5 protein-coding genes are annotated in these 7,295 nt (G+C 74.1%); 1 reads left to right on the top strand and 4 read right to left on the bottom strand.

Annotation, left to right across the window (positions count from 1 at the left end; translation table 11 throughout):
- Positions 1 to 306: 306 nt before the first annotated feature.
- From GA0070564_RS21765 to GA0070564_RS21750, 4 genes are read right to left on the bottom strand one after another with little or no spacing between them, the layout of a single operon-like run.
- Positions 307 to 1,116, bottom strand: coding sequence for an inositol monophosphatase family protein (locus GA0070564_RS21765; RefSeq protein ID WP_091611562.1), 810 nt, complete (start codon positions 1,114 to 1,116; stop codon positions 307 to 309).
- Positions 1,109 to 1,561: a response regulator gene (locus GA0070564_RS21760; RefSeq protein WP_091611558.1), complete on the bottom strand. Its 453-nt coding sequence runs from the start codon at positions 1,559 to 1,561 to the stop codon at positions 1,109 to 1,111. The genes GA0070564_RS21765 and GA0070564_RS21760 overlap by 8 nt, the downstream gene beginning before the upstream one ends.
- On the bottom strand, positions 1,558 to 3,324 hold the full coding sequence (locus GA0070564_RS21755; RefSeq protein ID WP_091611556.1) for a sensor histidine kinase: 1,767 nt from the start codon (positions 3,322 to 3,324) through the stop codon (positions 1,558 to 1,560). Before GA0070564_RS21755 ends, GA0070564_RS21760 begins: the two co-directional genes overlap by 4 nt.
- A 55-nt stretch (positions 3,325 to 3,379) precedes the next feature.
- The gene (locus tag GA0070564_RS21750) at positions 3,380 to 4,585 is read right to left on the bottom strand and encodes a PP2C family protein-serine/threonine phosphatase (RefSeq protein WP_091611724.1); all 1,206 of its coding nucleotides are present in this window, start codon (positions 4,583 to 4,585) and stop codon (positions 3,380 to 3,382) included.
- 309 nt (positions 4,586 to 4,894) lie between these two features.
- On the opposite strand from GA0070564_RS21750, the gene GA0070564_RS21745 reads away from it, so the two are divergent.
- The gene (locus GA0070564_RS21745) at positions 4,895 to 7,294 is read left to right on the top strand and encodes a M28 family peptidase (protein ID WP_091611552.1); all 2,400 of its coding nucleotides are present in this window, start codon (positions 4,895 to 4,897) and stop codon (positions 7,292 to 7,294) included.
- Position 7,295 lies beyond the last annotated feature (1 nt).

The raw sequence follows: 7,295 nt of genomic DNA, 5'->3' as shown, positions 1-7,295 counted from the left end.
CGCAGCGGCGTGATGCGTCTTCCCGTGGGTATCAACCCCACCCGTGACCTGGCGCTTCTTGGCTGTCATCCTGGAACCGTCGTCCCTTTCGCTTGCACCGACAGGGTCGGCACGCACCCGCCGGGACGGGCGGACAGGACAGTGACGGGGCCTCTTGCACAGGCTCCTATCAGGTCACGACGCCCCTGCCAGTGACGTGCAGGACGGGGTCACCCGGAACCGATCGACGAATCGCTCAACAGGACAGCAACGTCGGTCAGTCGGTGAGTCAGACCGGACCGGGTGACCCCACCTACATCCTCACTGTCAGTCGGCGACCAGGGCGGCCCGGGCCTCGGCCCAGATCTCCTCGTTGGCGGCCACCAGCAGGCCCCGGCTCTCGTCGGCCGGGTGGTAGTCGGCGCCGTCGAACCGGCGGGCCACCCCACCGGCCTCCCGGACCAGCAGGGTGCCCGGCGCGTGGTCCCAGGGCAGGGTGCGCCAGAAGAGCACGAACTGCTGCTCGCCGGTGAGCAGGTCCAGGTATTCCCGGCCGGCGCAGTGCTGCCCGGGGAGCAGCTCGCCGATCCGCTCGCCGCCCGCCTCAGCCGCCGAGCGGGCCGCCGGCGGCAGGAACCGGGTCATCGCGGTGCCGCGCAGCTCGCCCACCGGCGGCACCGCGTCGGTGGTCCGCACCGGCCGCCCGTCCACCTCGACGCCCTCGCCGGCGCGGGCGGTGGCCAGCGTCCCGGCGAGCGGGTCGAGGATCCAGGCGGCGGCCGGCTCACCCTCGCTCAGCAGCGCCACCATCAGCGCGAACGGCCGCTTCCCGGCCGCGAAGTTGTTGGTGCCGTCGATCGGGTCGACCAGCCAGACGTCGCCGCCGCCGCGCAGGTGCCGCAGCAGGTCGGGGTCGTCGGCCACCGCCTCCTCGCCGACCACCACCGAGCCGGGGCGCAGCCGGCGCAGGCCGGCGGAGATCAGCTCCTCGGCCCGCTGGTCGGCGACGGTGACCAGCTCGCCGGGGGCCTTCTCGGAGATGTCCGCCTCGTCCAGCTTGCGGAACATCGGCACGACGACGCCGTCGGCGGCCTCGTGCAGCAGGCAGGCGACGTCGTCGAGCAGGGTGTCAGCCACGGGGCGGCAGCTTGACCACGCTGACGAAGAACTCGTCGATCTGCCGGACCACCGAGATGAACCGCTCGAAGTCCACCGGCTTGGTGACGTACGCGTTCGCGTGCAGCTGGTAACTGCGCAGGATGTCCTCGTCGGCCTGCGAGGTGGTCAGCACCACCACCGGGATCCGGCGCAGCTGCTCGTCCTCCTTGATCTCCTCCAGCACCTCCCGGCCGTCACGCCGGGGCAGGTTGAGGTCGAGCAGGATCAGGTCCGGCGTCACCGCGTCCGCGTACGCGCCCTCCCGCCGCAGGTAGGCCAGCGCCTCGGCGCCGTCGGAGACGACGGTCAGCCGGTTGCGGAGCTTGTGCTCCTCGAACGCCTCCTGGGTCATCAACACGTCACCCGGGTCGTCCTCCACGAGCAGGACCTCGATCGGGCTCCTACCGTCCGCCGGCGCGGTCATCCCACCGTCTCCTTCATGCCACCCGTTGTACCGCCCCGCGGCGTCGGTCCCTGGTCATCTGCGGCCGACACCCCGTCCGGGGTCCCGGCCGGTTGCTCCGGCAGGGCCGTACCGGTCGCCGCCTCGTCCCCCTCGGCCGCGGTGGCCTCCCCGGCCGGCGGCTCGTCGGTCCCGTCCCCGGCGGCGGCCCGCTCGGCGGCCTCGGCCGCCTCGACGTCCTCCGGCAGCGCCGGGAGGGTGAACCGGATCGCGGTGCCCTCCTCGACGTCGGTGTCCACCCAGACCCGGCCGCCGTGGTATTCCACGATCTTCTTGACGATCGCCAGGCCGATGCCGGTGCCCGGGTACGCGTCCTTGGAGTGCAGCCGCTGGAAGATCACGAAGATCTTGTCGGCGAACTCCGGCTCGATCCCGATGCCGTTGTCCCGGCAGGTGATCTCCCACTCGTCACCCACCAGCCGGGCCGAGACGTGCACCCGGGGCGTGACGTCGGGGCGGCGGAACTTCACCGCGTTGCTGACCAGGTTGGCCAGCAGGTTGGTCAGCAACGGCTCCTCGCCGCGGATCACCGGCAGCTCGTCCCAGGTCAGCTCGGCGTCGGCGTACTGGCGGGCCGCCTCGGTCTGGCCGGCCACGTCGCCCATCACCTTGTTCAGGTCGACCTCGGTGAAGCCGGTGGTGAGCCGGCCGATCCGGGAGAACGCCAGCAGGTCGTTGATCAGCCGCTGCATCCGCTGCGCGCCGTCCACCGCGAAGGCGATGTACTGGTCGGCCCGCTCGTCGAGCTGCCCCGCGTAGCGGCGCTGCAACAGCTGGCAGAAGCTGGCCACCTTGCGCAGCGGCTCCTGGAGGTCGTGCGAGGCGACGTACGCGAACTGCTCCAGGTCACGGTTGGAGCGGGTGAGCTCCTCGGCCTGCTTCTGGAGCTGGCTGTTGACCCACTCGATCCGCTCCCGGGCCTCGCGTACCTCGGCCAGGTCCCGGGCGATCTTCTGCCGCATGGCGTCCACGTCCACCGCGAGCCGTTGGAACTCCGGCGGGCCGCTGCCGTCGATGTGGTGCTGGTAGTCGCCCTCGGCGACCTCCCGCACCTGGAGCGCCAGCCCGGTCAGCGGCCCGATCACCATCCGTTGCAGCGCCAGCACCAGGGCCACGCCGGTCACCACCACCACCGCGGCCGCGATGATCAGCAGAACGACCAGCAGGTTGCCGGTCCGCTCGATGTCCCGGGCGCTCTTCTCCCGCTCGCGCAGGATCTGCGCCTGGAGGTCACCCACGCTCGCCCGGACCTGGTCGAACTGCTGCCGGGCCTGGTCGGTGATCAGCGCCTGCCCGGCGGCCGTGCCGCTGCGCCCGGTGGTGCTGATCACCGGCTCGGCGACCGACTGCCGCCAGGCGTCCGACCGCTGCCGGACGACCCGCAGGTCGGTGACGATCCCCGGATACCCGGCGCCCAGTTCCTCGATCTTCGCGACGGTGTCCCGCTCCTTGGCGAGCCCGTTCTGGTACGGGGTCAGGTCGGCCGGGTTGCCGCTGACCGCGTACCCCCGGACGCCGGTCTCCTGGTCGAGCAGCGCGTTGAGCAGCTCCTGCCCCTGCACCCGCAGCGGCCCCGTCCTGGTCAGCACCGCGTCGGTGTACTGCCGGTTCTTGGCGGCCACCGTCGCCTCGGCCACGGCCAGCCCGAGCAGCAGCACGCCGACCACGGTCAGCAGCGCGAGCACCCGCCGGCGCAGGGTCCACCCCTCGCGGTAGGTGTTCACAGCACCACCTTCGTTCGCGACTGCGGGGCTCGCAAAACCGGCTCACTCCTCGCGCTCACCGGCCGGTGCCCCGGGTGACCAGCAGCATCGCCACGTCGTCGGCGAGCGGGCCGCCGTTGATCTGCTCGGCCCGACCGACCAGCCAGGCGGGCAGCTCGGGCAGCGGCACGGCACGGTTCGCCGGCTCGGCCAGCAGACCGGCCAGCCCCGGCACGTCGAGCCGCTCGTCGCCGTCGCCCACCCGCCCCTCGATCAGGCCGTCGGTGTACATCAACAGGGACCAGTCATCGGTGGCGAACTCCAGGTCGAAGGCGACGGGCCGGCGTGGCCGTACGCCGAGCAGCAGCCCGCCCCGCGCGGGCACCGGCGAGACCTTACCCGCGGAGAGCAGCAGCGGTGGCGGGTGGCCCGCCAGCCGGACGGTGGCCCGGTTGGCGGCCAGGTGCAGCCGGGCGGTGGCCACCGTGGCGAAGATCTCCTGGAGCCGCCGCTCGCTCATCAGCACCTGCTCCAGGGCGGGCAGCACCTCGTCGTCCGGCACCCCGGCCAGGATCAGCGCCCGCCAGGCGACCCGCAGCTCGACGCCGAGCGCCGCCTCGTCCACCCCGTGCCCGCAGACGTCGCCGACGATCAGGTCCACCCGGTCCGGCCGGGTCTGCACCACGTCGTAGAAGTCGCCACCGATCAGGGCGGCGTGCCGGCCGGGGCGGTAGAAGGTGTGCACCGACACCTCGTCGGTGCTCATCAAGGGCTGGGGCAGCAGGCCGCGCTCCAGTCGGGCCGACTCGGCCTGGCGCAGCTCCACCTCGCGCAGCCGGCGGGCGTTCTCGTCGGCCCGCTTGCGCTCCACGGCGTACCGCAGCGCCCGGGTCAGCAGCACCCCGTCGACCTGGCCCTTGACCAGGTAGTCCTGGGCGCCCTCGGCAACCGCGACGATGCCCAGGTGCTCGTCGGAGCGGCCGGTGAGCACGCAGACCGCCGCACCGCTGGACATCTCCAGCACCTGGCGCAGCCCGTCCAGCCCCTGGGCGTCGGGCAGGCCCAGGTCGAGCAGGACGCAGTCCACGCCCATCACCCGCTGCCGGGCCTCGCTGAGGCTGGTGGCGACGAGCAGGTCGATCATCGAGTTGGTCTCGGCGAGCAACTCGCCGACCAGGAAGGCGTCGCCCTCGTCGTCCTCCACCAGCAGGACCCGCAGCCGCTCGCCGGGCGGCAGGCCGGTGCGGTGCGCGACCTCGCTGCGCGCGACGGCGCGGGGCACGACGGAGGAACCGGTCAGACCGGTCCCCCGATTCGGCCGGGTCACCGCCGCGAGTCGCGGTAGTTCGCTGCTGATGTCGGGCTCCTTCCGAGTGCCCTGCTGATCCTGTATTAGACAACGGTCGCACACAACACGACGGCGCCGGCACCGGCGTAGGTGACCCGGGCGATCGGACCGGGCCGTCACCCGGTGAGCGTCCCCGTCCGGCGGGTCGTTACGGTTCCGCCCCGATCACCGGTCGGTGCTGCCACGCCGCCCATTCGGCGGGCAGGATGATCCCCACCCCCGCACCACCCCCGAGGAGTCCCCGTGGGCGCACCCCCCACCCGCGCCGCCGACCGGGCGTTCAGCCGCCCGCGCCGGCGCGCGCTCGCCGCCGTAGCCGCGCTCGCCGCGCTGCTCGCCGTCGGCGCCGCCGTCCTGGTCGACCTGGGCACCCCGACACCCCGCCCGGCGGACGCGCCGGCGGGCGAGTTCAGCGCCGGGCGCGCGTACCAGAACGTCAAGGTGATCGCGGCGCGGCCGCACGTGGCCGGCAGCCCGGCGGGCGACCAGGTCCGCGCGCACGTCGAGGGGGTGCTGCGCGGCCTGGGGCTGGAGACCACCGTCCAGGACACGGTGGCCCCGGAGGCGGGGCAGCTCAGCGGCGCGGCCGGCGGCGCGACCCTGGCCCGCGTCCGCAATGTGGTGGCCCGGCTCCCCGGCACCGACCCCACCGGCCGGGTGTTCCTGGTCGCCCACCACGACTCGGTGCAGTCCGGGCCGGGCGGCAACGACGACGCGGCCGGCACCTCGACCATCCTGGAGGTGGCCCGGGCGCTGGCCGCCGGGCCGCGCCCCCGCAACGACGTGGTGTTCGTGCTCACCGACGCCGAGGAGGCGTGCCTCTGCGGCGCGTCCGCGTTCGCCGGTGACGACCCGCTCGCCGCCGACGGCGGGGTGGTGCTCAACCTGGAGGCGCGCGGCGCCACCGGCCCGGTGATCATGTTCGAGACGTCGCGGAACAACGCCGCCCTGGTGGACGTCTTCGGCCGGGCCGCGCCACACCCGGTGGGCACCTCCTTCGCGGTGGAGATCTACCGGGCGCTGCCCAACGACACCGACTTCACCGCCTTCCTCGACCACGGCTTCGTCGGGCTCAACTCCGCCTACATCGACGGCGGCGCGATCTACCACACCCCGCTGGACACCCCCGCCGCGATGGACCGGGGCAGCCTCCAGATGCACGGCGACAACGCCCTCGGGCTGGCCCGCGAGTTCGGCCGCACCGACCTCAAGGCGCTGCGCTCCGGGCACGACGCCACCTACTTCCCGGTCCCCGGTGGGCTGGTCCGCTACCCGGGCTGGTTGACGCTGCCGCTGGCACTGCTCGCGCTGGTGCTGGTCGGCCTGCTGGGCTGGCTGCTGCGGCGCCGTGGCGTGGCCGGCACCGGCCGGCTCGCCGCCGGCTTCGGGCTGGCGCTGGCGCCGATCCTGCTCGCCCCGATCGCCGCCCAACTGCTCTGGGCCGGGATCACCACGATCCGCCCGGGCTACGCCGAACTGCTCGACCCGTACCGGCCGACCTGGTACCGGCTCGCCGTGGTGGCGCTCGCCGCGACGATCCTGCTCGCCTGGTACGCCCTGTCCCGCCGCCGGTTCGGCCCGGCCGCGCTGGCCTTCGGCGGGCTGGCCTGGCTGGCCGTACTCGGGGTGCTGCTGGCCGTGCTGGTGCCCGGCGGGGCGTACCTGGCCACCCTGCCCGCCCTGGCCGGCGCGCTCGCCGGGCTGGCCGCCCTGGCCACCCGGGTCGACGGCCCGTGGCCGGTGGTCGCGGTGACCCTGGCCGGCGTGGTCGGCGTACTCATCCTGCTGCCCACGGTGGTGCTGCTCTTCCCGGCGCTCGGCATGGGGATGGGCGGGGTGGCGGCGCTCTTCGCGGTGCTGCTCGGGCTCGCGGCGCTGCCCGTGCTCGACCTGCTGCACCCGGCCGCCGGCGGGCAGCGCGGGATGGTCGCGCTGCGGGCCCGCCGGGCCGGCGCGCTGCCGGCCGTCGCCGCCGGGCTCGCCGCCATGGTGCTCGCGGTGGTCGGCCTGGTCGTCGACCGCTTCGACGCCGCGCACCCGGTGCCCACCCACCTGATGTACGCCCTCGACGCCGACCCCGGCGTCGACACCCCGGCCCGCTGGTACACCCGGGAGGAGGACCCCCAGCCCTGGACGGCGCAGTACGTCGAGCGGAGGGAACCGGAGTCGCCCGAGGCCTGGTTCCCCACCCTCGGCGACGAACCGCTGCTCACGGGGGAGGCTCCGAAGGCGGACCTGCCCGCCCCGACGGTCCAGGTGCTCGCCGACACGACCAGCGGCGGGGAGCGCACCCTGCGTCTGCGGCTGACCCCGCAGCGGCCGGTACGGCTCGCCTCGCTGCACGTCGCGGCCGACTCGGCCACGGTCAAGCGCGCGGTCGCCGCCGGTCGCGAGCTGCCGATCGCGCCGCAGACGTCCGGCAGCCGGTGGAGCTTCGGTCTGGTCTTCCACGCGCCTCCGCCGGAGGGCCTGGAGATCACCCTGACCGTGGTGCAGAAGGGGCCGAAGGTGGCGTTGCGGGCGATGGACGCCAGCGACGGGCTCGCCGGGGTGCCGGGCTTCCGCGCCCGGCCGGCCGACGTCGGGGTGGTCGGGTCGCACACCTCGGAGATGCTGGCGGTGGCGAGGACGTACCAGTTCTGAC

It is taken from the genome of Micromonospora mirobrigensis (assembly GCF_900091555.1).
Taxonomy (GTDB): Bacteria; Actinomycetota; Actinomycetes; order Mycobacteriales; family Micromonosporaceae; genus Micromonospora; species Micromonospora mirobrigensis.
This window is presented reverse-complemented; position numbering and strand designations above follow the sequence as displayed.

What these genes read in the sequence shown, in the direction of transcription:
- GA0070564_RS21760 (WP_091611558.1), bottom strand. Translation starts at nt 1,561, where the DNA reads ATGACCGCGCCGGCGGACGGTAGGAGCCCGATCGAGGTCCTGCTCGTG.